General features: G+C 63.6%; 23 protein-coding genes. 6 read left to right on the top strand and 17 right to left on the bottom strand.

Annotation, left to right across the window (positions count from 1 at the left end):
• Positions 1 to 12: 12 nt before the first annotated feature.
• Complete coding sequence (locus HGI30_RS06810; protein WP_168906936.1) at positions 13 to 1,422, bottom strand: S41 family peptidase; 1,410 nt, start codon at positions 1,420 to 1,422, stop codon at positions 13 to 15.
• A gap of 178 nt (positions 1,423 to 1,600) precedes the next feature.
• Between HGI30_RS06810 and HGI30_RS06805 the strand changes: the two genes are divergently transcribed.
• Both HGI30_RS06805 and HGI30_RS06800 read left to right on the top strand, forming a co-directional pair.
• The gene (locus HGI30_RS06805) at positions 1,601 to 2,395 is read left to right on the top strand and encodes a Cof-type HAD-IIB family hydrolase (protein WP_168906935.1); all 795 of its coding nucleotides are present in this window, start codon (positions 1,601 to 1,603) and stop codon (positions 2,393 to 2,395) included.
• A gap of 163 nt (positions 2,396 to 2,558) precedes the next feature.
• The gene (locus HGI30_RS06800) at positions 2,559 to 3,182 is read left to right on the top strand and encodes a flavin reductase family protein (RefSeq protein ID WP_168906934.1); all 624 of its coding nucleotides are present in this window, start codon (positions 2,559 to 2,561) and stop codon (positions 3,180 to 3,182) included.
• A gap of 20 nt (positions 3,183 to 3,202) precedes the next feature.
• Here HGI30_RS06800 and HGI30_RS06795 read toward each other — a convergent pair whose 3' ends face one another.
• The 6 genes from HGI30_RS06795 to HGI30_RS06770 form a co-directional block, all read right to left on the bottom strand.
• A complete protein-coding gene (locus HGI30_RS06795) occupies positions 3,203 to 4,213 on the bottom strand; it encodes a sulfate ABC transporter substrate-binding protein (protein ID WP_168909768.1) in 1,011 nt (336 codons plus the stop codon).
• A 74-nt stretch (positions 4,214 to 4,287) separates the two neighbouring features.
• Positions 4,288 to 5,352, bottom strand: coding sequence for a sulfate/molybdate ABC transporter ATP-binding protein (locus HGI30_RS06790; protein ID WP_168906933.1), 1,065 nt, complete (start codon positions 5,350 to 5,352; stop codon positions 4,288 to 4,290).
• Between the two features lies 1 nt (position 5,353).
• Positions 5,354 to 6,151 (bottom strand): sulfate ABC transporter permease subunit, encoded by a 798-nt coding sequence (locus tag HGI30_RS06785; RefSeq protein ID WP_168906932.1) that lies wholly within the window; start codon positions 6,149 to 6,151, stop codon positions 5,354 to 5,356.
• The gene (gene cysT / locus HGI30_RS06780) at positions 6,148 to 6,963 is read right to left on the bottom strand and encodes a sulfate ABC transporter permease subunit CysT (RefSeq protein WP_168906931.1); all 816 of its coding nucleotides are present in this window, start codon (positions 6,961 to 6,963) and stop codon (positions 6,148 to 6,150) included. Before cysT ends, HGI30_RS06785 begins: the two co-directional genes overlap by 4 nt.
• Before the next feature lie 285 nt (positions 6,964 to 7,248).
• Entirely contained in the window at positions 7,249 to 7,881 is a 633-nt protein-coding gene (locus tag HGI30_RS06775; protein WP_168906930.1) for a YigZ family protein, read from the bottom strand.
• Between the two features lie 2 nt (positions 7,882 to 7,883).
• Positions 7,884 to 9,233 carry a glucose-6-phosphate isomerase gene (locus HGI30_RS06770; protein WP_168906929.1) on the bottom strand — a complete coding sequence of 450 codons (1,350 nt, stop codon included), beginning with the start codon at positions 9,231 to 9,233 and terminating at the stop codon, positions 7,884 to 7,886.
• Between the two features lie 313 nt (positions 9,234 to 9,546).
• Here HGI30_RS06770 and HGI30_RS06765 point away from each other — a divergent pair, with 313 nt between their 5' ends.
• The gene (locus HGI30_RS06765) at positions 9,547 to 10,452 is read left to right on the top strand and encodes an NAD(P)-dependent oxidoreductase (protein ID WP_168906928.1); all 906 of its coding nucleotides are present in this window, start codon (positions 9,547 to 9,549) and stop codon (positions 10,450 to 10,452) included.
• A gap of 173 nt (positions 10,453 to 10,625) precedes the next feature.
• Here HGI30_RS06765 and HGI30_RS06760 read toward each other — a convergent pair whose 3' ends face one another.
• The 7 genes from HGI30_RS06760 to HGI30_RS06730 all read right to left on the bottom strand — a co-directional run bounded on the left by HGI30_RS06760 (position 10,626) and on the right by HGI30_RS06730 (position 17,635).
• Positions 10,626 to 10,955 (bottom strand): DUF2642 domain-containing protein, encoded by a 330-nt coding sequence (locus HGI30_RS06760; protein ID WP_168906927.1) that lies wholly within the window; start codon positions 10,953 to 10,955, stop codon positions 10,626 to 10,628.
• A gap of 88 nt (positions 10,956 to 11,043) precedes the next feature.
• A complete protein-coding gene (locus HGI30_RS06755; protein ID WP_168906926.1) occupies positions 11,044 to 11,850 on the bottom strand; it encodes a hypothetical protein in 807 nt (268 codons plus the stop codon).
• A gap of 145 nt (positions 11,851 to 11,995) precedes the next feature.
• Positions 11,996 to 12,655, bottom strand: a complete 660-nt coding sequence (locus HGI30_RS06750; protein ID WP_168906925.1) for an RNA polymerase sigma factor — start codon at positions 12,653 to 12,655, stop codon at positions 11,996 to 11,998.
• Positions 12,656 to 12,768: 113 nt separating this feature from the next.
• On the bottom strand, positions 12,769 to 13,086 hold the full coding sequence (gene ppnP / locus HGI30_RS06745; RefSeq protein ID WP_168906924.1) for a pyrimidine/purine nucleoside phosphorylase: 318 nt from the start codon (positions 13,084 to 13,086) through the stop codon (positions 12,769 to 12,771).
• A 142-nt stretch (positions 13,087 to 13,228) separates the two neighbouring features.
• Entirely contained in the window at positions 13,229 to 15,247 is a 2,019-nt protein-coding gene (gene tkt / locus HGI30_RS06740; RefSeq protein ID WP_168906923.1) for a transketolase, read from the bottom strand.
• Positions 15,248 to 15,385: 138 nt separating this feature from the next.
• Positions 15,386 to 16,285: a formyltetrahydrofolate deformylase gene (purU, locus tag HGI30_RS06735; RefSeq protein WP_168906922.1), complete on the bottom strand. Its 900-nt coding sequence runs from the start codon at positions 16,283 to 16,285 to the stop codon at positions 15,386 to 15,388.
• A 219-nt stretch (positions 16,286 to 16,504) separates the two neighbouring features.
• Positions 16,505 to 17,635, bottom strand: a complete 1,131-nt coding sequence (locus HGI30_RS06730; RefSeq protein WP_168906921.1) for a deoxyribonuclease IV — start codon at positions 17,633 to 17,635, stop codon at positions 16,505 to 16,507.
• A 108-nt stretch (positions 17,636 to 17,743) separates the two neighbouring features.
• Between HGI30_RS06730 and HGI30_RS06725 the strand changes: the two genes are divergently transcribed.
• The 3 genes from HGI30_RS06725 to HGI30_RS06715 all read left to right on the top strand — a co-directional run bounded on the left by HGI30_RS06725 (position 17,744) and on the right by HGI30_RS06715 (position 19,804).
• Positions 17,744 to 18,181 (top strand): DUF2621 domain-containing protein, encoded by a 438-nt coding sequence (locus HGI30_RS06725; RefSeq protein WP_168906920.1) that lies wholly within the window; start codon positions 17,744 to 17,746, stop codon positions 18,179 to 18,181.
• Between the two features lie 130 nt (positions 18,182 to 18,311).
• Positions 18,312 to 18,830, top strand: a complete 519-nt coding sequence (locus HGI30_RS06720; protein ID WP_168906919.1) for a LytA/YqiH family protein — start codon at positions 18,312 to 18,314, stop codon at positions 18,828 to 18,830.
• 53 nt (positions 18,831 to 18,883) lie between these two features.
• Positions 18,884 to 19,804 carry a TIGR01777 family oxidoreductase gene (locus HGI30_RS06715; RefSeq protein ID WP_168906918.1) on the top strand — a complete coding sequence of 307 codons (921 nt, stop codon included), beginning with the start codon at positions 18,884 to 18,886 and terminating at the stop codon, positions 19,802 to 19,804.
• On the opposite strand, the gene HGI30_RS06710 is transcribed toward HGI30_RS06715, so the two are convergent.
• The 3 genes from HGI30_RS06710 to HGI30_RS06700 form a co-directional block, all read right to left on the bottom strand.
• Positions 19,801 to 21,516 carry a DUF6382 and FHA domain-containing protein gene (locus tag HGI30_RS06710; protein WP_168906917.1) on the bottom strand — a complete coding sequence of 572 codons (1,716 nt, stop codon included), beginning with the start codon at positions 21,514 to 21,516 and terminating at the stop codon, positions 19,801 to 19,803. The two genes, HGI30_RS06715 and HGI30_RS06710, sit on opposite strands and share 4 nt — an antisense overlap.
• Before the next feature lie 71 nt (positions 21,517 to 21,587).
• Positions 21,588 to 22,076, bottom strand: a complete 489-nt coding sequence (locus HGI30_RS06705) for an A24 family peptidase (protein WP_168906916.1) — start codon at positions 22,074 to 22,076, stop codon at positions 21,588 to 21,590.
• 36 nt (positions 22,077 to 22,112) lie between these two features.
• The gene (locus HGI30_RS06700) at positions 22,113 to 23,036 is read right to left on the bottom strand and encodes a hydroxyisourate hydrolase (protein WP_168906915.1); all 924 of its coding nucleotides are present in this window, start codon (positions 23,034 to 23,036) and stop codon (positions 22,113 to 22,115) included.
• Positions 23,037 to 23,038 lie beyond the last annotated feature (2 nt).

Here is a 23,038-nt window from a genome sequence, read left to right as displayed (position 1 = left end):
ACGTTTTTTCGTTCATTCTCCCAGCTGGTCAAGCGCCTTTCGGAGCTGCGGATCTTCTTTTTGCAGCTTGTCGCGCAGCTTCTCCATAAGCGCATGGGACGTCTTGTCTCCGACGACGCCTGTCGCCTCCAAGTCGTTGTCCCGCTGGAAGCCGCGGACGGCCTCCGTCGTCTGCTCGCCGAACACGCCCGGCACCGGCGCCGCCGGATATCCCAGCGCCTCCAGCATCGTCTGCAGCGTCTTGACGTAGTCGCCGTAGTCGCCCTGCTTGCTCTCCTCGCCCGTCGGCAGCATCGGCAGCGTCGCATAAGCCGGCAACTCCACCTTGACGTCCGGCTCGACGCCCTTCTTGTGGATCGACTGGCCGCCCGGCGTCTTCCACTGCGCCTCGGTGAGCTTGAGCACGGACTTGTCCTTGAATTGGCCGAAGCTTTGCACGATGCCCTTGCCGAACGTCGTCGTGCCGACGACCGTCGCTCCGGCCGATTCCTTCAGCGCCGCGGCGAGCACCTCGCCCGCGCTGGCGGTCTGCCCGTTGACGATCACCGCGATCTGCAGGTCGAGCTTCTCCTTTTGCTTCGAGAAGTACTTCTGCACCTTCTTCTCATCCTTGTAGTCGACCTCCAGGATGAGCTTATCCTTGGGCACGAGCCGGCTCGCGATGTCGATCGTCGGCGTCAGCAGCCCGCCGGGATTGGAGCGGAGGTCGAGGACGAGCTTGCTCATGCCCTTGTCCAGCAGCGCCTGGAGCGACGTCTCGAATTCCTTGGCCGTCGATTCCGCGAAGCGGGAGATCGTAATCCGGCCGACGCCATCCTCCAGCATCGCATGCGTCACCGTCGTCACCGGGATCGGTGCCCGGGTCAGCTCCACCGCAAGCTGCGGCACGCCGGCCCTGGCCAGCGCCACCTTGACCTTCGTCCCCTCCGCGCCTCGAAGCAGCGAGACCAGCTTGTCCATGCTGATGCCCTTGACCGGGGTTCCGTCGACCTGGACGATCTCATCCCCGATCTGCAGGCCGCCCTTTTCGGCCGGAGTGTCCTTGATGACGCTGTCGACGAGATATCGTCCCTCTTCTTGCCTCACCTGCACGCCGATGCCGACGAACTCCGGCTGGTAGCTCTGCACGAAGTCCTGGCCCTCGCTGCCCGGCAGGTAGACCGAATACGGGTCGTCCAGCGAGGCGAGCATGCCCTTGGTCGCTCCATTCAGCAGCGCCTCCGGCTCGGCCCCGAACAGAAAGTCCTGCTTGATCTCCTTGTAGGAGGCGTTGAAATTGGCAAATACCTTTTCCTTCAGCACCGGGTACTGGACGAGCATCGATATCCGGCCCGCCCCGAAGCCGACGATCAGCACCGCCGCCGCCCCCAGCACCCACCATGTCGCCAGGCGCTGCCTGGCCGCCGTTCCGCGCTCATTCATGACTGATCTCTCCGCTTCCGCCCGCAGGCCTCTGTTTCTGTATCTCTCCACTTTATCTCATTTGGCAGGCACGTTCAATTTTGCCCGCCCGGCTCGGCTTGTCGCTCTGCGCCGGTGTCCGGTACAATGGGAGGGATCAAGCTCTCGGCCGAGCCGAATAGAGACAGGAGAGAAACGGATGTATAAGCTGATTGCCATCGATGTAGACGACACGCTGCTGAACGACGAGCTGGAGGTGACGCCCGCCACGCGCGACGCTCTCGCCGCCGCCCTGGAGCGCGGCGTGACGGTGACGCTCGCGACGGGAAGGATGTTCGCCTCGGCCCGCCAGGTCGCCGAGGGGCTGGCGCTCAACGTGCCGATCATTACGTACCAGGGCTCGCTCGTCAAGACGCTGCTGGACGGCCAAGTGCTATATGAACGCTATGTGCCTGCCGATGCGGCGGCGGAGCTGGACCGCTACTGCACGGACCGAGGGCTGCATCTGCAGCTGTACGTGGACGACCGGCTGTACGTGCGCGAGGACAACGACAAGGTCGAGGCCTATGCCCGCCAGTCCAACATTCCTTATATCGTCGAGCCGGACTTCGCGTCGCTGCTGAGCCGGCCGCTGCTCAAAATGCTCGTCATCGACGAACCGGAGCGGCTCGACGAGGTCGCCGCCGAGCTGCGGCCGCGGCTCGGCGGCCGCATGCACATCACCAAGTCCAAGCCGCATTATCTGGAGTTCATGCACAAGGAAGGCACCAAGGGCCATGCGCTGCGCTTCATGGCCGGGCATGTCGGCTGTTCGCTGGAGGAGACGATCGCCCTGGGCGATGCCTGGAACGACCGCGAGATGCTGATGGAGGCCGGCCTCGGCGTCGCCATGGCCAACGCGCAGCCCGCGCTCAAGGAGCTCGCCGATTACGTGACGAAGTCCAACAACGAGGACGGCGTCGCCCATGTCGTAGAGAAATTCATCTTGAGCTGAGCTTTCGCCGCATAAAAAAACCAGGCAAGCCGAACCGGTTCGGCTTGCCTGGTTTTTTTGCGGAGAACCTAGCGCCATCTTGCGGTCTCATCCCGGAAAGATGGGGATTTCAGACGGCATGTGCTACAGTAAGCGCATCTTGATAAGAGGAGCTGGAACGTACATGCATGTCGATATTGAACCTAAAATCCTGTACTTCGGCACGTCCGTCGTGCTCATCAGCACGCTCAACGAAGACGGCACCCCCAACCTGGCCCCGATGTCTTCCGCCTGGTGGCTGAACCGCTCCTGCATGCTTGGGCTGAGCAGCAAGTCGCAGACCGTCATGAATCTGCTGCGAGAAGGCGAATGCGTGCTGAACTTGCCGTCCGTCGATTTGATTCCTGCGATCGACAGCCTCACCTTGCTGACCGGCCGCGACCCGGTGCCGGACTCCAAAGCAGCCCGAGGCTATCGATTCGAACCGGACAAATTCGGCGTCTCCATGCTGACTCCCGTGCCGTCTCGCATCGTCGGAGCGCCCCGCGTGCAGCAATGTCCGGTCCACCTGGAAGCCAAGCTCGTCAACGCCCATCCGTTCGAAGAGCCGAGCTCCCTGGTCGCTTTGGAAGTCCGCATCGAAAAGATCCACGTCGAGCAGGCGCTGACGATGACAGGACATCCGGACTATGTCGATCCATCCAAATGGAATCCGATGATGATGAACTTCTGCGAGTACTTCGGGCTGAGCGGCCCGCTTTCGGCGTCGAAGCTGGCTCCGGTGTTCGGGCCGGGAACGGCGACATAAAATGAACGGTCAGATGCCGGTCAGATGCCGGCCAGCACCTGATACCAGACGCCGCGTTTGGAATAGAGCGACTTCTTGACCTCGGCCCAGCCGCCCAGGTAGCCGATGTCGAACAGTCCCGGCGGCGTCGTGTAGCTCGCTCGCGCCTCCTCTGCGGCCTGCGGCTCGACGGGACGGAACCCCTGAGAAGCCAAATACCGCTGCGTCTCCACGCTGCGCAGGAACGTCAGGAACGCCTCTGCCACCTCGCGCGTCCCGCGCTTGTCGACGTTGCGGTCGACGACGGCCGCCGGATTCTCGATCAGGATCGTATCGTCCGGAACGACGATGTCGTAGGCGACGCCCTTGGCGATGCGGGCAAGCAGCTCGTTCTCGTAGGTGACGATCGCGTCGCCTACGCCATACTCGAAGGCGGCCATCGACGCGCGGCCGCTTTTGTCGAGCGACTCGATGTTCGCGTGCACGCGCTCCAGGTAACGCTTCGCATAGGCCGGGTCCTTCTGCCCTGTCTCCCGTTCCGACTGCTTCAGCCCCGCCCCGTAGATGGCGTTGATGTCCCACTGGGCGCCTCCGCTCGTCTGCGGGTTCGGGTATAGCACCTTGACGCCGGGCTTCATCAGATCCTCCCAGCCGCCGATGCCGAGCGGGTTGCCGGCGCGCGTGCCGATGACGGCGATCGACGTCGTGATGTTGCCCCGGTAAGGCCCCTCCCGCCAGTCGCGCTCGATCAGCCCCGCGTCGCGGATGCGCTGCAGGTCTCCCTCCATCGCCAGCACGGCGACGTCGGCCTCGAAGCCGCCGATGATCGCTCGGGCCTGCGTGCCCGACGCCTCGTACGACTCCTGAAACACGACCGTCTGTCCGGTCTGCTCCTTCCACTGCTCCTTGAATTTCGGCAGCAGCTCGGCAAAAACGTCCTTGACGACCGAGTAGGCGCCGATGACGAGCGTCACATCCGCTTGCGCAGCCGCCGGCTCGGCCTCCCCAGCCGGCGATCCGGAGCATCCGCCGAGCAGGCCCAGCACGAGCATCAAGCTGACGGCAATCCCGGCCGCCCTGCGAAGGGAAGGGGTTCGGGTCCGATTCGTTCGCATCGCATTCTCCCTTAGATGATGACAGGCATGGGATCGACTTTGAGCTTGTTCTCCATGATCCAGCTGTCGGATTCGTTGAACAGATAGGCGCGGTGGATGAGGATGTCGACCGGATCGCCCGGCTTCAGCACTTCCTTCTCCAGCGAGCGGTACGTGATGAGGCGGATGTCGCCGATCTCGAGCTCGACCATCCACTCGCTGCCGCGGAAATGGATATGCCGCACGACGCCCCGCATCGTCGCCGAGGCGAGCGTGATCTCGCCGGGCTTGCCGATCTCGATGTACTCGGGCCGGATGAGGCCTTTCGTGCCGGTCCAGGCGGCCGCTTCCTCGAAGCCGTGCAGCGCGGCGACGTTGTCCACCGTCGTCGACTCGCCGATGAATTCGGCGACGAACTGCGTCTGCGGATTTTTGTAGATGTCCCACGGCGTGCCCTTCTGCTCCAGGCGGCCTTTGCTGATAATCATGATCTCGTCGGCGACCTCGATCGCCTCGTCCTGGTCATGCGTGACGAAGATCGACGTGATGCCGACGCGCTCGATCATCTCCTTGAGCCACGTGCGCAGCTCGGAGCGGATCTTGGCGTCGATCGCCGCGAACGGCTCGTCGAGCAGCAGCAGCTGCGGCTCCGGGGCGAGCGCCCGGGCGAACGCCACCCGCTGGCGCTGGCCGCCGGACAGCTGGGCCGGATAGCGGTGCTCGAAGCCCTTGAGCCCGGTCAGCTCGATCAGGCTCTGCACGCGCTCGCGGATTTGATCCTTGGGCAGCTTTTTGACCTTCAGCCCGAAGGCGACGTTCTCGAAGACGGTCATATGCTTGAACAGCGCGTAGTTCTGGAAGACGAAGCCGATGCCCCGCTCCTGCGGCGGCAGGTCGTTGACGCGCTGGCCGTGGAAAAGGATGTCGCCCGCGGTAGGAGCCTCCAGTCCCGCGAGCATGCGAAGGATCGACGTCTTGCCGCCGCCGCTCGGCCCGAGCAGTCCGATCAGATGGCCTTTCTTGATGCCGAAGCTTACGTCCTCGACCGCCTTGAAATCGCCGAACGACTTGCTCAGTCCCTTGACCTCGATATGCATGTCAGTGCACTTCCTTTCGCTTTTTCGCCCATTCCATCAGCAGCAGCAGCCCGACGGAAAATGCCGCCAGCACGAGCGCGACGCCGCTTGCGGCCAAGACGTTGAAGTTCTCTACATCCTGATAGACGAGCGTCGTCGCCGTCTGCGTCAGATTCATGATGTTGCCCGAGACGACGAGCACCGCCCCGAACTCCCCGAGCGTGCGGGCGACCGTAAGCACGATGCCGTAGATGACGCCCCAGCGGATCGACGGCCAGGTGACGTACCAGAACGTGTACCACGAGTAAGCGCCCAGCATCGTGGCGGCCTCCTCCTGCTGGCTCCCGATCTCCTGCAGCACCGGCATCACCTCCCGCACCATGAGCGGGAACGTGACGAACAGCGTCGCGATGACCATGCCCGGCAGGGCGTAGACGATCTGGATGCCCGCCCCTTCGAGCAGCGCGCCGAGCGCGGTATCCGGTCCGACGAGCAGTACGATCATGAGGCCGCCGATGACCGGCGAGACGGCGTAGGGCAGGTCGACGATGCTGTTGAGCAGGCCCTTGATCCGAGGATGCAGCCACGGAGCCCGCACGAGGTAGATCGCCAGCATGACGCCGAATACGGTGTTGATGAGCGTGACGAACACGACGATGATGCCGGTCATCATGAGCGCATGAAGCGCCTCCGGGCGGAGCAGCGCGTCCGCCAGGCCCGAGAGGCCGTCCTCGAGGGAGCCGGTCGCGATCTTGGCGAGCGGCACGACGATCAGCAGCGCGAACACCGCGTAGGTCAGTCCGATCCACAGCCTCCTCATGCGCGCTTCCTCCTTCCCTGCACGAGGTTGATGCCCCACAGGATAAGGAAGCTGAGCGTCAGCAGCAGCACCGATACCGCCGCGGCCGCCTGGGTCTCGTCGCTCTCGATCTGTCCGAAGATGTACACCGAGGCGACGAGCGTGCGGCCGGGGATGTTGCCCGCTACGAGCACGACGGCGCCGAACTCCGCCAGCGCCCGCGAGAACGCCAGCATGCCGCCGCTGACGATGCCGGGCAGCATCGTCGGGAGGATGACCCGGAAGAAGGTGCGCGGACGGGAAGCGCCCATCGTGTAGGACGCCTCCTCCTCGGAGGCGTCCATCTCCTCCAGCAGCGGCTGCACGCCCCGGATGACGAACGGAAACGTGACGAACACCATCGCGATGACGATGGCCGGCTCGTGAAAGACGATCTGGAAGCCAAGCCTCTCTGCGGCGAGTCCCGCCCAGCTGTTCGGACCGAGCAGCAGCAGGATCATGAGGCCGCCGACGGCGGTCGGCAGGGCGAACGGCAGGTCGACGAGGCTGTTCAGCAGCCTGCGTCCCGGGAAGCGGTAGCGGACGAGCACCCAGCCGATCATCGTGCCGAGCGCGACGTTGATGAGCGCCGCCAGAACGGCCAGGCGGACGGTCAGCAGCACCGCCTTCCAGGCGATCGGATCCGCCACGCTGTCGGCAAAGGCGCTCCAGCCGAGAGAGAACGACTGCACGTAGATGCCGAAGATCGGGAGGATGACGAGAAGAAAGAAATAGAGCAGGATCGCCGATCGAAAGCCGAAGCTCCACCAGCTGCTGCGAAGCCTGATGTTCACGTTGCCGGACAACCTCCTAAGCTCGTGCCCACGAAGGAACGATTCTTTGCGCTGATTGAATTTCAATATTCCTATTAAGTTACTTGGTATTAACGCTACTGTACCAGAAGCTCCGCAATTCCGTCAATGCGAAAAATGTCTGATCTTCTTTCCTTCGGCTCATTTTGGAAACAGCAAAAAAAAGCCGCTCCCTCGCCTGCGGGCAGGCGGGAAGCAGCTTGAAAAAAGCCCTGCTTCAGAAGGGGCCGGAGCGCTGCTGAAGCAGGGGAATAGAACGGAAAGCCTTTAGGAATCGAGCGTGACATGCTTCGTCTCGCCGGCGGAAATCTCGGCCTGACCTTGGGTCAGGTCGGTCATCCAGGCGATGAATCGATCCGCCTCGGCGGCGAGAGGCAGGCAGCGGACGACGACGCGGTCGGTGAAGTCGACCCCGCCGACAAGCACGCCGCGGGCATGCAGCTCATTTTCGAGCTTGCCGTACCACGTATAGTCGACCTCGACGGCGATCTCGCGATGCAGCACGTTCGTAATCGCGCCGGCCGCCTCGATGGCGGCGACGGCGCCGTCCGTGTAGGCGCGGATCAGGCCTCCGGCGCCGAGCATGATGCCGCCGAAATAGCGGGTGACGACGATCGCGACGTTCTTGAGCCCCTGATGCTTGATGACCTCAAGGATGGGCTTGCCGGCGGTGCCGCTCGGCTCGCCGTCGTCGGAAGCCTTCTGATGCTCGTCCCGCTCGCCGACGACATAGGCCGAGCAGTTGTGCGTCGCGTTCCAGTGGAGCTTCTTGATCTCCTCGATGAAGGCGACCGCCTCGGCCTCGCTCTCCACCGGACGGCCGTAGCCGATGAAGCGGGACTTCTTGATGACGATCTCCTTGGAGCCGGGCTCCCGGAGCGTGCGGTAGCGGTCCAGCATGATTACAGGCGGGCTTCCAGCTCCGCTTTCTCCTTCTCGTAGCCGGGCTTGCCGAGCAGGGCGAACATGTTCTTCTTATAGGCTTCGACGCCCGGCTGGTCGAACGGATTCACGCCGAGCAGGTAGCCGCTGATGCCGCACGCCTTTTCGAAGAAGTAGACGAGATAGCCGAACGTATACGGCGTCAGGTCGGCGATGTTCACGACGAGGTTCGGCACCTGGCCGTCCGTATGCGCGAGCAGCGTACCCTCGAACGCCTTTTTGTTGACGAAGTCCATCGTCTTGCCGGCGAGGAAATTCAGGCCGTCCAGATCGTCCGTATCGCTGCCGATCGTGATCTGCTCCAGCGGCTCCCCGACCTGGATGACCGTCTCGAACAGGTTGCGGTTGCCCTCCTGGATGAACTGGCCCATCGAGTGCAGGTCGGTGGAGAAATCGACGGCGGCAGGGAAGATGCCCTTGTGGTCCTTGCCCTCGCTCTCGCCGTACAGCTGCTTCCACCACTCCGACACGAAATGCAGCGACGGCTCGTAGTTGACGAGGATTTCGGTCGCCTTGCCCTTGCGGTACAGCGCATTGCGCGCCGCGGCGTACTGGTACGCCTCGTTCTCGGCTACGTTCGGATTGCTGTATGCCTCGGAAGCGTCCGCCGCGCCCTGCATCATCGCGTCGATGTCGATGCCGGCCGCCGCGATCGGCAGCAGGCCGACCGCCGTCAGCACGGAATAGCGTCCGCCGACATCGTCGGGGATGACGAACGACTCGTAGCCTTCCTCGGTCGCCAGCTTCTTGAGCGCGCCGCGGGCTTTGTCCGTCGTCGCGTAGATGCGTCCGCGGGCTTCTTCCTTGCCGTATTTCTTCTCCAGCTGCTCGCGGAACACGCGGAATGCCAGGGCCGGCTCCGTCGTCGTGCCGGACTTGGAGATGACGTTGATCGACCAGTTCTTGCCCTCGAGCGCCTGCAGCAGATGCGTCACGTACGTCGAGCTGATGTTGTTGCCGGCGAAGAACACCTGCGGACCCTTGCGCTCACCGTTCGGAAGTACGTTGTAGAACGAATGCGACAGCATCTCGATCGCGGCGCGCGCGCCGAGGTAGGAGCCGCCGATGCCGATCACGACGAGCGCGTCGGAGTCGGAGCGGATCTTGTCCGCCGATTTCTTGATGCGGGCGAACTCTTCCTTGTCGTAAGCGGTCGGCAGGTCGATCCAGCCGAGGTAGTCGGAACCGGCGCCGGTTCCGTTATGAAGCTGCTCATGGGCCAGGCGGATCGGGCCCTCCAGGTTGTCGATCTCGTTTTGGCCCAGGAACCCGAGCGCCTTGCTGTAGTCGAAGCGGATCGTTTTGCTCATGACGAAAAATGCCTCCTTCTAGTTCGGGTGAAAGCACCCGTCCATACTCGCGTCCGGCCGCCGGGGGCCGGTCCCGTTCGCCTTGCGGCATGTCCTAAGGATACTGGATGCGGCTGGCGAAAACAAGCAACCGCAGGCCCGTTTCATGGAAGCTTCACGAACCTGCATGGCAGCTCGGGATGCTCGTGACGGAAGTCGCGGACCGCTCCAGGCTCTCCCTCATTCTTCCTCGTTCGCCCCGGTTCGGATATGGTAGACTGGGAGAGATGCTTCAGCGCTTGACGAACTTATAGAAGAAAGCCGGTGCTATGCCATGACTTTATCCATCGCTTTTATCGGACTCGGCACGATGGGCTCGCCGATGGCCGCCAACCTCGTCCGCAAGGGATTCTCCGTCGCCGTCTGGAACCGCACGCCGGGCAAGGCCGAGGACCTCAAGGAGCTTGGCGCTACGGAAGCCGGCTCCCCCGCCGAGGCGGTCCGCGAGGCCGACGTCGTCATTACGATGCTCAGCAACGACGATGTCGTGCGGGAGCTGTACCGCGGCGAAGGCGGCATCCTGTCCGCGGCCCGTCCCGGAACGGCATTGATCGACAACAGCACGATCTCCCCCGCGCTGGCGCGCGAGCTCGCGGCCGCGGCGGCGGGAGAGGGCTGCGGCTTCCTCGACGCCCCGGTGACCGGGAGCAAGCCAGGCGCCGTATCCGGCACCCTCGTCTTCATGGTCGGCGGCGAAGCGGAGCTGCTGGAGCGCGTCCGCCCCGTGCTGGACGCGATGGGCACCAAGATCGTGCATCTCGGGCCGTCCGGCAGCGGCTCCGTCGCCAAGCTCGGCCACAACGCCATCGTCGCCATCAACAACCTGGGACTGGCCGAAGGCCTGTCCGTCGCTGTGAGCGGCGGCCTCCAGCCGGCCAAGTTCCTGGAAGTCGTGCGTGCCGGCAGCGCCGGCAGCAAGGCGGCCGAGCTCAAGTCGGACAAGCTGCTGCAGGGCGACTACAGCGTGCAGTTCTCGCTGGCGCTCATGCTCAAGGACTTGCGGCTCGCCTCCGCTCTGTCGGACGGCCTGAACGTGCCGACGCCGATGCTCGAAGCCGCGAAAAGCCTGTTCCAGGCCGGCAGCGCGGCCGGCTACGATCAGGAGGACCTGATCGCGGTAGCCAAGCTGTACGAGCAGTGGATCGGCCAGTCTCTAGGCGGAACGCCGGACAAGGGCTGAACGGCCGAGAGGGCGCACCGCCGCGCCTGAGCGAGGAGGCGGACGCTCGAGGCGAATGCCGGCTCGTCCGACGCTCGGACTCGCGGGCTGCAAGCGGAAGGATTGGCTATGCAACAGCAAGGGGCGGAGCGCCCGATCCAAGACGGATCGGGCGCTCCGCCCCTCTTTTGCCGTCAGCGGTACGAAACCGCCGGTCCCTCGAAATAGACGATGTGCGCGATGCGGATGTGCATCGAACGGTCGTCCCGATTGATCTGGATATGGTCGACGGCGACGCCGGCGAGCAGGCCTTCGATCCTCCCGCAGGTCGTCTCCACCGCGATCGGCTGGCCTTGATGGCGGCTGATGTGCTGGACGAACACCGGGTCCAGCGACGTCACGTACTCGTTCGGCTGAGGCACGCCCGCTATCGGCACGATCGGCCCGCATGCTCCTTGCCAGCCTCCGACATAAGCCGGCTGGTCGATCGGCAGCTGCGGCGGCGGTTCTTTATAATAGGACATGAGCGAATCCCTCCCATTGGTGCGGCTGCTTCCTCTTGAGCCTATGAGGGCGGGTGCGCGTCCCATGCCTGCTCGGAGCGCCTGGAGGTCATCGCTTCTCGGGAAGCAGCATCTGGATCCCGTCCTTCGACTGGTACCGATAGGTCGTCCGGCTGCTTGGATTTCGAATCGTCCCGGCTCGCTCATCAAGCTCCAGCTTGATGCTGTTCGAAAGGGCTAGCGCTTCCTGTACGCTTGCCGCCTTGACTCCATCTTCAGTTCGCTTATAGATCATCATCCGGTTCGACGGTTCGGTCACGATCAGCTCCGCCTGGCCGTCTCCGTCCAAGTCCGCTTCCTGTTCCTGCTGAATTACGGCGGGATAGAAGACGCGAATCTGTTCCTGGGAACGGTCGATCCAGAGCGAGCAGGGATTTTTTTCCTCGCCCCATCCGCATTTTCCTTCCAGCTTGAATGCAGATTCTCCATAAAAGGAGGTCGGCACAATGTCGAGCTCATTGGAAGCATATCGGCCGACCTCGAAAACCCTCTCCTCCGGCTCTCCGCCCGCACCCATCAGCTGAAAACCGTTCCCGCGGCTCGTATAGTCGTTGATCGTCTGCTCGAACGCGATCGTCCTCGCTCCCTCCTGCCACTTGGAAACTTCCGTGATCTTCACGGCTGACAGCGGGAGGGACTGGACGCTCTGCGGCATGAAAACGTTCATGGCAGCGCCAACATCCGTCTCTAACAATCCGCCTTGAAAATGCAGGGGCTTGCCCGCAGAGGAGGCGGAGCCATCGGAAGCGGCTGCCTGCGGCTGCGCCACATCTACATGCCGACGCTTCTCCAGCTCACGCAGGATGTCGGGCTGCACGGACAGCAGCACCAGCACTGCCGTCAGCGCCGCCAGCACAGCTCCCCCCGCGGCGGCAAACAAGCGCGGCTGGCGGCGCGCCAGCGGCCGAGCTTTTGCTTGCCGCAGCACCTGCTCCTTCATTTCCGTCGTGAACCGCTTCGTGGCGCTCCGGTCGGCTGCTTTTCCATACCAATCGGGAATGTCATGGTTCATCGTTCCTTCGCCTCCATTCGCTCTCCACCTTGCGCCTGGCCCGGCTCAGGCGGGACTTGACCGTGCCGACCGACAGCCCGAGCGCTTCGCCGATCTCCTTGAGACTGAGCCCATGATCCAGCTCCAGCAGCAGCGCTTCCTTGAGCTTGAACGGCAGCTCGAGCACGACCTGCCTCAGCTCGCTGGCCGCCGCCGCGTCCAGATAGGCGGCTTCCGCCGATCCCGCGCTTTTTCCGTCCTCGACTCGTGCGAACAGCCGATTCCGCTTGAAGTAGGCGGATCGCAGCTCGCTCAGCGCCGTATTGCGAGCGATGGCGAACAGCCACGTCCTCACGGCTGCCTGCTGCCTGTAGCTGTCCATGTGCCGGTAGGCTTTGAGGAACGTTTCCTGCGCGACGTCTCCGGCCAGCGCATCGCTTTTCGTCAGCGCCAGCGAATAGCCGAATACCGCATCTCCATGCTCGTCCATCCATTCCGCGAGCCGTTCTTTTTTTCCTGCCTCTTCCAGCTCCGTCCCTTGCGGGCGAGCAGCTCCTGCATGACCGCTGGGCTGGACATGCTTCCTTTTGCCGCCTTTTCCCCAGGCGGACGAATGGGCCGTTCCTTCCTTGCCGATGACCCTCACCCCCTCGCCGCTTAGACTGATCACATCGCCCCTAGGTTCCCTATTCTTCCAAAATGATGGTTGGACGCCAAAAAGGCAAGCCGTCCGAGGACGGCTTGCCTTCGTTTCATGCCAGGATGAGCGGAAGAAGAGCGTGATTAGTCTTGGATGTAGCTGCAGCAGTAATCCGTGACGCGATTGACGACGAGCTTGAACTTCGCATTCGCTGGAACGGTGAATTCGCCTTCGCCTTCGATTGCGATCCATTCCTCGCTGCCCGGCAGCTGGACCTTCAGGTCGCCCGCCAGAATCTCCATGATTTCCTTGCTGTCGGTACCGAATTCGTATTCGCCGGGCAGCATGATGCCGAGCGTTTTTTTCGTTCCGTCCGGGAACAGGACGGTGCGGCTCGTCACCTTGCCGTCGAAGTAGATATTCGCCTTTTTGACGGCGGTGACATTTTCGAATTGAGACATGGATTCGTGCTCCTTCGGGTGGTAGTGGTTCGACTCTTCACCGCTTTAGCATACCATAATAGTTCAATGAGAAAAAGCCGGGGAAGGCGGCTGCCTTCTCCGGCGGATGGAAGCGGATCGTTGCGCTCTCAGGAGAGGGAGCTTACAGCAGCTCCTTGACCTTGGCGACGACGTTCTCCACGGTAAAGCCGTATTCCTTGATGACGCGGTCGCCAGGGGCAGACGCGCCGAACGTGTCGATGCCGAGCACCGCGCCGCCGTCTCCCGTATAGCGATGCCAGCCGAACGGATGCGCCATCTCGATCGCCAGGCGGGCCTTGACGTCCGGCAGCAGGACGGAATCGCGGTACGACTTGTCCTGGCTGTCGAACAGATCCCAGCTCGGCATGCTGATGACGCGGGCCTGGATGCCCTCGGCCGCGAGCGCCTTCTGGGCGGCGACGGCGAGCTGCACCTCGGACCCGGTCGCCAGCAGCTGCACTTGCGGCTTGCCGCCTTCGGCGTCGGCGATGACGTAGGCGCCGCGCTTGATGCCCTCGCGGGCGTTCTCGGCGGTTCCTTCGAGGATCGGCAGGTTCTGGCGCGTCAGCACGAGCGCGACCGGATTCTTCTTGTTCTCGAGCGAGTAGGCCCAAGCCGCGGACGTCTCGTTGCCGTCGGCCGGACGGATCACCGTCAGGTTCGGAATGACGCGGATGCTCGCCAGCTGCTCGATCGGCTCATGCGTCGGACCGTCCTCGCCGACCGCGATGCTGTCATGCGTCAGCACGTACGTGACCGGCAGGCTCATGATCGCCGCCAGCCGCACCGCTGGACGCAGGTAGTCGGTGAAGACGAAGAACGTGCCGCCGAACACCTTCATGCCTTGGTGAAGCGCCATGCCGTTCATCGCCGCGGCCATGCCGAACTCGCGGATGCCGTAGTAGATGTTGCGTCCGGCGTAGTTTTCAGCCTGATAGACGCCGATGCCCTTGAGATGCGTCATCGTCGAGCTCTCCAGGTCGGCGGAGCCGCCGGCGAGGGCAGGCACGTTCTTGGCGAGGCCGTTCAGCGCGTTGCCGGAAGCGACGCGGGTCGAGACCGCTTTGTCCGACGGCGAGTAGGACGGCAGATCGGCGTCCCAGCCCTCCGGCAGGTCGCCGCTCACGGAGCGCTTGAACTGCGCGGCCAGCTCCGGATAGGCCTGCTCGTACTTGGAGAACAGCTCGTCCCAAGCGGCGTTCGCCTGCTCGCCGCTGCGCTTCAATTCCGCGAAGTGCGCCCGCACCTCGTCCGGCACGAAGAACGGCTCCTCGGAAGCCCATTCGTAGAACTTCTTGGTCAGCACCGTCTCTTCGGCGCCGAGCGGCGAGCCGTGGGTGCCGCCATGGCCGCCTTTGCCGCCCTTGTTCGGGCTGCCGAAGCCGATCATCGTCTTCACTTCGATCAGCGTCGGCTTGCCTTTTTCGGCCTGGGCCGCAGCGATCGCTTCCGCCAGCGCCTTCAGGTCGTTGCCGTCTTCGACGCGCAGCACCTGCCAGCCGTAGCCGTCGAAGCGCTTGGCGACGTTTTCGGAGAAGCTCAGGCTGAGCTCGCCGTCGAGCGAGATGTCGTTGGAATCGTACAGCATGATGAGCTTGCCGAGCTTCAGATGGCCGGCGAGCGAGGCGGCTTCGTTGGAGATGCCCTCGGACAGGTCGCCGTCGCCGCAGATGGCGAAGGTGTAGTGGTCGACCAGATCAAGGCCGTCCTTGTTGTAGACGGCGCCCAGATGAGCCTCCGCCATCGCCATGCCGACCGCCATGCCGATGCCCTGGCCGAGCGGGCCGGTCGTCGCATCGACGCCTGCCGTATGCCCGTGCTCCGGATGGCCCGGCGTCCTGGAGCCCCATTGGCGGAAGCTCTTGAGGTCGTCGATGGACAGGTCGTAGCCGGATAGATGGAGCAGGCTGTACAGCAGCATCGAGCCGTGGCCCGCCGACAGCACGAAGCGGTCGCGGTTGATCCAGGTCGGGTTGGAAGGGTTATGGGTCATCGTTTTGGCGAACAGCTGGTAGCCCATCGGCGCGGCGCCCATCGGCATGCCCGGGTGGCCGGAATTGGCTTTTTCGACCGCGTCGATGGAAAGCGTGCGGATCGTCGTGATGGAAAGCTGGTCAATCGTAGCTTGGCTGATGGCCATGAAAGAATCTCCTCCTAATTTCGGCGGTTCATGCGTGTCGCTTCATGTGAATGATTGTACCACTGCCGCAGGAGCAAATGCCATCGCCCGGCTCGGCCGGCCGGATGAAGGTTTCATGAATGATGGCGATGCCTCCGTCTAGCCGTGGAAGACGACGGTCTTGTTCTGATGGACAAGAATCCGGTCCTCGGCATGCCATTTGACCGCGCGCGCGAGCACGACGCGCTCGATCGTGCGGCCGATCCGCTTGAGGCTCGGCACGTCGTCGCGATGGCTGACCCGCTGCACGTCCTGCTCGATGATCGGACCTCCGTCCAGCTCCTCCGTCACGTAATGCGCGGTCGCTCCGATGATCTTGACGCCGCGGTTGTAGGCTTGGGCGTACGGCTTGCCGCCGACGAACGCCGGCAGGAACGAGTGATGGATATTGATGATGCGGTTCGGGAACTGCTCGATCACCTTGGGCGAAACGATCTGCATGTAGCGCGCCAGCACGATCAGGTCGGCGCTGCGGCCGATCGTCTCGAGCTGCTTGCGCTCCGCCTCCGCCTTGGTGTCGGGCGTGACCGGGATATGATGGTACGGGATGCCGAACGATTCGACCAGCCCGCGCATGTCGTCATGGTTGCTGATGACCATCGCGATCTCGACGTCGAGATCGCCCGCCTGCCATTGCCAGAGCAGCTCCAGCAGGCAGTGGTCCTCCTTGGAGACGAAAATCGCCAGGCGCTTCTTGCGGCTCGCGCGGAACGTATGCCACTTCATCTCGAAGCGGTCCGCCACGCGGGCGAAGTCTTCTTGCAGGACCGGCAGCTGGGCATCCATGTCCGCCAGGTCGAACTCGAAGCGGATGAAGAACATGCCGCCCTCGGGGTCCATCGTGTACTGGTCGGATTGGACGATGTTGGCACCGTGCTCATACAGGAATTGGGACACCGCGGCGACGATGCCCGGACGGTCCGGACAGGAGATCAGCATGCGGGCGCGGCCGGATGCGGGCGCGGCTCCGGGCTGGAGGGATTGATAGGAGTGAGGCATAGGAGTCGTTTCTTCCTTCCATTTTCAAAAATAAAGTGTCGGCCGAATCGCGAGCGGCGCATGGTCTGGGACAACTGCGTAACGGCTCCGCGCTAAAGTGTATGGCTGAAAGAGAGGCAGGTCCGGCTCGTCCTTGCGGGACGGCTCGAGCCTGCCGATCGAGGGGCCAAGCTTGGATACGGCTTGCGGCCGAAGCCGAAGACGGCCGACGGCCGGTCCTTAGGCGTTGACGAGCGCCTGCTTGCCGGCGAACCAGTACGTAATCAGCTGGTTGAGCTCCTCCTCGGCCGTATCGCGGAAATCTTCTCCCGCTTCACGCACGAGGTCGTAGAGCCGCTCCATCGGCTCGCGGGGATCGGCCTTGCGGGCCTTCGCGTCGCTTTTGATCGTATCCCAAACCGACAGCACGTACGTGCGGCGGTCGATTTCCTGCTTGCCGAAGAAATGATGCAGCCGTTCGAGCTGATCGAAGAACCGCTCGCCGAACCGTTCCAGGCCGTCTCCGCGCAGCAGCGCGATCTCGGCCTCGTACATCGGACGCTGCTTTTTGGGATCCTTGCCGATCCACGGCGTCTCCAGGATGAATGGACGTCCGGCCAGCGCCTCGTGGCGCACGATCGCCTCGATCGCGTCGTAGCCGAGCCAGCCGGAGCCGATCGGCGTATGGCGGTCCTTGTGGGAGCCGCGCGGGTTCTTGGTGTCGTTCACATGCACGACAGCCGCCTTGTCCAGGCCGATGATGCGGTCGAACTGCTGCAGCACGCCGTCGAGATCGCCCGCCAGGTCGTAGCCGGCATCATGCATATGGCAGGTGTCGAGGCAGACGGTCAGGCGATTGTTGGCGGACACTTTGTCCATGATCGCGGCAATCTCCTCGAAGGTGCGGCCGATCTCCGTGCCTTTGCCGGCCATCGTCTCCAGCGCGATGTTGACATCGGTCTCCTCGACGCCGGACAGCACTTCGTTCAACCCTTCCGCGATGCGATTGATGCCGAATTCCGCGTCCTTGTCGGTATATGCGCCCGGGTGGAGCACGATGTTGCGGACGCCGATCGCGTGCGTGCGGCGAATTTCCTCCTGCAGGAACCGTACGGCGAGCTCGAACGTGTCTTCCTTGTAGGAGCCCAGATTGATGATGTATGGCGCATGGACGACGATCTGTCCGATGCCGGCGCTTTCCATCAGCTGCTTGCCTTCTTCGATATATAAGGATTCGATCGGCTTGCGCCTCGTGTTCTGCGGCGCCCCGGTATAGATCATGAACGAGCTTGATCCGTAGGAGATGGCTTCCTGCGCGGCGGTGACAAGTCCCTTGTCGCTGAAGGAGACATGGGAACCGATGTTGAGCATGCTTCGTTGCCCCTTTCGGATATGGTCAAAACAATTAGTCTTATTCTACAAGGTGCGTCGAAATAAATCTAGGAATCGGCTATAATTTGGAGTGAGGTGACACCGTTCATGCCGCACATTCCAGACTGGTTCATGTATTTCATCGTTTTTTGGGCTTTCGTCATGGTCGGCTCGATGGCCGTCGGAGGCTTCTTCATGTTCCGCAAGTTTCTCAAGGTGCTGCCGAAGCGCGACGGCAAGTCCAAGCTCGACTGGCAAAATTATTGGGTCGAGCGCAGCCGGGACATGTGGACCGACGACTCCAAGGAGCTGCTCGACGAGCTGGTCTCGCCCGTGCCCGGTCCGTTTCGCGACATCGCCCGCCATTCCATCGCTGCGCGCATCGGGCAAGTCGCGGTCGAGAGCGGCGCCAGCGAAGTGACGCGGAGCCACTGCATCGAGGGCTACATCCGCGCGACGCCCAAGCGGGACTACCGCAGTCTCGTCACGTTCTTGGACAAGCGCGGCATCGACTACTCCGCATACACCCATCTCCTGAACCGCTGAGACGCCGATCGCCTCGACGGCGAGATGCCGGATCGGCGGAGAGAGAGATGCCTCCGCTGCCGACGGATTGGCTTCCGGCCAGTCCGGGTAAGGAAGGGCACAGGAGAAGACGACCTTGGAGGTGCTTGCCATGAATCTGATGACAGCCCGCCGCTCCGGCGGCAAAAGAAAAGCCAGCCTCGCGCCCGCGAGCCTGGCCTTGATGTCGATGCTGATGATCGCCGCGGGGTGCGGCGTGAAAGAAATGCCGGCGGACAACGCTTCCAACGCGACCAACGCCACGACGGGAAGCGGCATCGTGGACAGCTCGTCCGACGTGTCTCCGGACTCCGCCGGCGAGCCCGTCGCCCAAGCGACGCCGACGCCCGGGAACTCCGAGAAAGCCGCTGCCAGCGGCGACCCGGTCACGCAGTCCGAGGAGCAGCAGGCGTCCGGAACGTTCAACGGCCTCGCGGACGGCCACTCGGTCGAGATCAAGACCCCTACCGATACGGTCGTATTCCAGGCCGGATCGGAGCTGGTCCAGCAGATGCAGGCCTTCGAGCAGGGAACGAGCGTCGACTATACTTACATTGTAAAAGAAGTCGACGGAGGCACGGACGGCAAGATCAAGCAGCCGTGGCTGGTCTCCATCAAGGAAGCTTCCTGAAGCGCCGCTGACGGCGCTTGAAGAGGCATGACCGAAGAACGGAGGAGTCGAGGATGAAGATCATCATTGCCGGAGGGACCGGCTTCATCGGCCGCGCGCTCGTTCAGCGGCTGTCCCAAGCCGGCCATGCCGGCTGGATCGTCTCCCGCAGCTCCGCGAAAGCTCCCGCCGCCGCACCGATCGGCGACGGGAGCTTTCGCGTTGTCGGATGGGATCAGCTGGAGGCGGATCCGAGCGAGCTCGCTGCCGCGGATGCCGTCGTCAACCTGGCCGGCGAGCCGATCAGCCAGCGCTGGACGAGCGCGGCTAAGAAGCGCATTCGGGATTCACGGATCGAGACGGCGTCCCGGCTGGGAACGCTGCTGAAGCGGGCGGGCGCTGATCCGCAGGTGCTTGTCCAAGCGTCCGGCGTAAATGCGTACGGCTTTGACGAGACGGCTGCGTTCACGGAGGAGAGTCCGACGACGGACCGCGACTTCCTCTCCTCCGTCGTACGGGATTGGGAGCAAGCTGCGGAGCTCATTCCCGCCCGACGGCGGGCGCTGCTGCGGTTCGGGATCGTGCTCGGAAACGGAGGCGGTGCGCTGCCGAGCATGCTCCTGCCTTTCCGCGCGATGGCGGGAGGCCCGGTCGGCAATGGACGGCAATGGATGTCTTGGATCCATCTGCATGACCTGACTCGCCTGATCGTCCACACTTTGGAAAACGACAGCCTCTCCGGCCCGGTCAATACCGTTTCGCCGGAGCCGGTCCGCAACGAGCAGTTCGGACGGGCGGCGGCCCGGGCGCTCGGCCGTCCCTATTGGCTGATCGCGCCTGCGCTTCCGCTCAAGCTGGCGCTAGGGGAGATGTCGGAGCTGCTGCTTCAAGGCCAGCGGGTCCTGCCCGAAAAGGCGCTGAAAAGCGGTTTCCGCTTTCACTTCGCCGAAATCCAGCCTGCGCTGGACGATCTGCTCCGTCAGCCGCCCCACTAACCGAGCCGAACTTCATACCGGGAACCATCCCGACCAGCCAGCTGGAGGACATCGCCGTCCTCCAGCTTATAGCTTTTATAAGGGACCATCGCCCGGCCATTCAGGGTCGTACCGTTTCTTGAACCGAGGTCTTTGGCCTCGCAGGAGCCGGGTCTGCACGCCAGCTCGACATGGCGGCGCGAGACGCCGCTCGTCTCATCCCGCCATTGCCCGGACTCCGGCGCACGCCCGATCGTATGACTCCCCGCAGCAAGAGCGAAGCTGTCCCTTACGCCTCCGCGGGTCCGGTTGACGACGCCTGCCGCCGCGCTATGTGAATCCGCCTGCTCCTTCTCCAACTCGTTTCCGAGCCAGACAGTCGGGTCCGAAGCAGCGGGCGGTGACGGCATAGGCCGGACCTCATTCGGGGCTCGATCCGAAACGGAAAGAGGCGTACCTTGACGCTGCGGCGGAGCTGGAGGGGCGTTCCATCTCCACGGCTCCGCCTCCTCCTCTCCTTCCCCGTCCGATCCCTGTTCGAACGACCAGCGCTTGTCTCTCTTGAGCGACAGCGGACCGGAGTCCGGCTCGAAAGCGGAGGGGTGGCTGTCTGGCCACGCCTCCTCCCGCTGCTCGCCCCGCTTCCCCTTCCAGACCCATATGATCGCGGCTGCAGCGACAGCGAGCGTGCCCAGGCCAATCATCAGATTCGATCGCGTCGGACTCTCCAGGTAGAGCATCTTCCACGGAAGCGCCGCCGCAGCGAGAACGGCAAGGATGACGATGCCCCGATTCAGCGGCTTCGTGGAACGAGCCGGCGAATTCTCCGGGGACGGATCCAGCCGCATCGGCAGCAACGCATCCGAGGTATGAAGCCCCGGCTTGCGTTCCCTTGGAGCATCGCCGGGCTTCTCCGCCGGCCGCGCCGGCGCCTCCGGCTCGGATATCGATTCTGGGACTGCGGCGGACGGGACGGCGCGAGCAGACGATGGCGGATTCGCGAAGGAGGGTGAAGAAACAGGCCTGCCCTTCGCCCCGACAACAAGTCGATCCGCACGGAGCGGCTCGCCCGCTTGACCTTGGAAGCCGATGGAAGACAGCATCGGCTCAAGCTCTCCCCCGCGTTCTCGTTCGGTGCGTCTCCTCTCTGCTTGGCCGCTATGGCCGGCGCTCAGCTCCAGCAGCATCTCTTTCAAGCCCGCCATGGAGACCTGATCGTCACCGAGCGCCTTGAGCAATGCCGGGAGGCCGGCGTCGACCTGTCGAACCGCGCCTGCGCATACGGCGGATAGAGCAAGCAGCCGGCTGCGCAGCGGGAGCTCCGACGGCCGATGCTCCAATCGCATCGGCAGGTAAACGAGTCCGCAGTCCTCCCAGCTGTCGCCGACGAATACATGGGCTTCTTCCAGCAGCAGATTGTCCGGCTCGAGCAGGCAGGCGCGGCATTGCTCGATGGCCGAGACGACACCGTACAGCAGCGAGTAGAGCTCCTCGGGCCGATCCATCCCGTCCGCCAGCTTCTGCTTGAGCATCTTGCGGCCCGTGAGCCGATATCTCAGCTTGACCTCCCCATTCATCTCCTCCCAGCCGATCGGCAGCAATCCCGGCACTTGGACCTCTTCCAGCATCGCCAGCTCGATCTCCTCCAGGTCGCCGCGTCCGATGCCGCCGATCCGGGACAGCACGAGCTCATGCTCCCGATTCCATTCGTAATCCGCTACGATCTGACGCATCCCGCGTCCTCCTTTCGCTTCGTTGGCGTTCCTTGCTCCTGCGGCGGCCATCAAGCCGACGACAGCCAGACTCAGCCTCCTAACAGCAGCATCGCCAGCGCGCCCGGCACGACAGCCAGCATGAACGGGAAGCGGACCGCAGGCCGCTCCGCCGCATCGGATTCCTGCGGCGCTCCTCCCTTGCTGCATCCGCGCTTGAATCGGCGGGCACGGCTGAACAACAGATAGACGGCTCCGCCGATTCCGCCGGCAAGCATGGAGTAGAGAAGCAGCTCGAGCACTGCGGCCGCTCCCGTCCAGGCCCCGATCGCCGCGAACAGCTTGACGTCTCCGGCCCCGATGCCCCGCAGCAGGTAAAGCAGCGCGAGCGGGATGAAGCCGGCTGCCGCCCCGAGAGCGGATTGGCCCATCCCTGATATGCCATCCACGGCTCCGTGCGCCCCGAGTCCAGCGGCGAAAAAGCCTCCGGTAAGCGCATTGGGAATCCGCATCGTACGGACGTCGCTCCAAAAAGCGAGGGCGAGCAGCAGAGCGGTCGCAGCTCCTATCCAAATCGGCATCGCCGAGCCTCCTTTCTTGAATGAATGTCGATTTCTCTACGGCTTCTTCTTGACATGGAAAGGCATCGTCGCGCTTCCGCCGTCCGATGAGGTGACGATCACTTCCCAGACTCCCGGCGTCGTATTGCCCGAGACGAGCCAGGTCCAATCGACTCGGCCCAACGAGTCGGCCGTTTTCGTCCCGACATGTCGGGATACGCTGCTGCCGCTCTTGTAGCGGACTTCAAGCGTCACCTGAACACCGGGAGCAGCGACAGCGGTCAACGTCGCCTTTTTTCCGGGACGGGCCGGCACCGGCGTCAAGCTTGCAATCCGTACCGAGCCTTCTCCCGGCTCGGCTTGTTCCCGGCCCGTCGCCGCAGCCGCATCCGGGATCCAAGCACGTTCCTTGGCCCACCGCCGCAGCACGATGCGTTCGTTCGTGAACGGCACTCGGATCGGAAACGAATACTCGGCCTCCAGCAGCAGGAATCCCTGCTCCCGGGTGTCGAGGTCGGGCAAGCGGACAGCCGTGAGCCGAACATGCTCCTTTTCCAGCCCCGCCGCCTCCGCCTCGCGGAGAAGCAGCGGCTCGAGCGCCTTTTTTGCCGCGGTGTCGGCGGCTGCCTGCAGCGCAGGCTTCCATTCGCCGCGCAACACCGATTCGGCGAGCGGACCGGCCGGCTCCGGCAGTCGCCCAGCCGCCGCTGCGGCCGCTTCCCTCCATCCTGGCAAAGCCGCGTCCAAGCCGCTCGGGTTGGCTGCCCCGATCGCCGCTGCCGCCTCTTGCTGCAGCAGCAGCGCCGGGCGCATATGAGCGGCGATCTGTCTGGCCGAGGCGTCGGCGGCTCTCTGCAGCGCCGTTTCGGCCGCAGACAGCTGCAGGAACACGGAGAGCAGCACGAGCAATAGCAGGAAGACCGGCACGACAAGCGCCGCTTCCAGCACGATCGAGCCTTCGCGGCCGCGAAGCAGCTTCATGG

It is taken from the genome of Paenibacillus albicereus, assembly GCF_012676905.1.
Lineage (GTDB): Bacteria > Bacillota > Bacilli > Paenibacillales > Paenibacillaceae > Paenibacillus_O > Paenibacillus_O albicereus.
The sequence above is the reverse complement of the archived record's forward strand: the minus strand, read 5'-3'. Positions and strand labels throughout refer to the sequence as shown.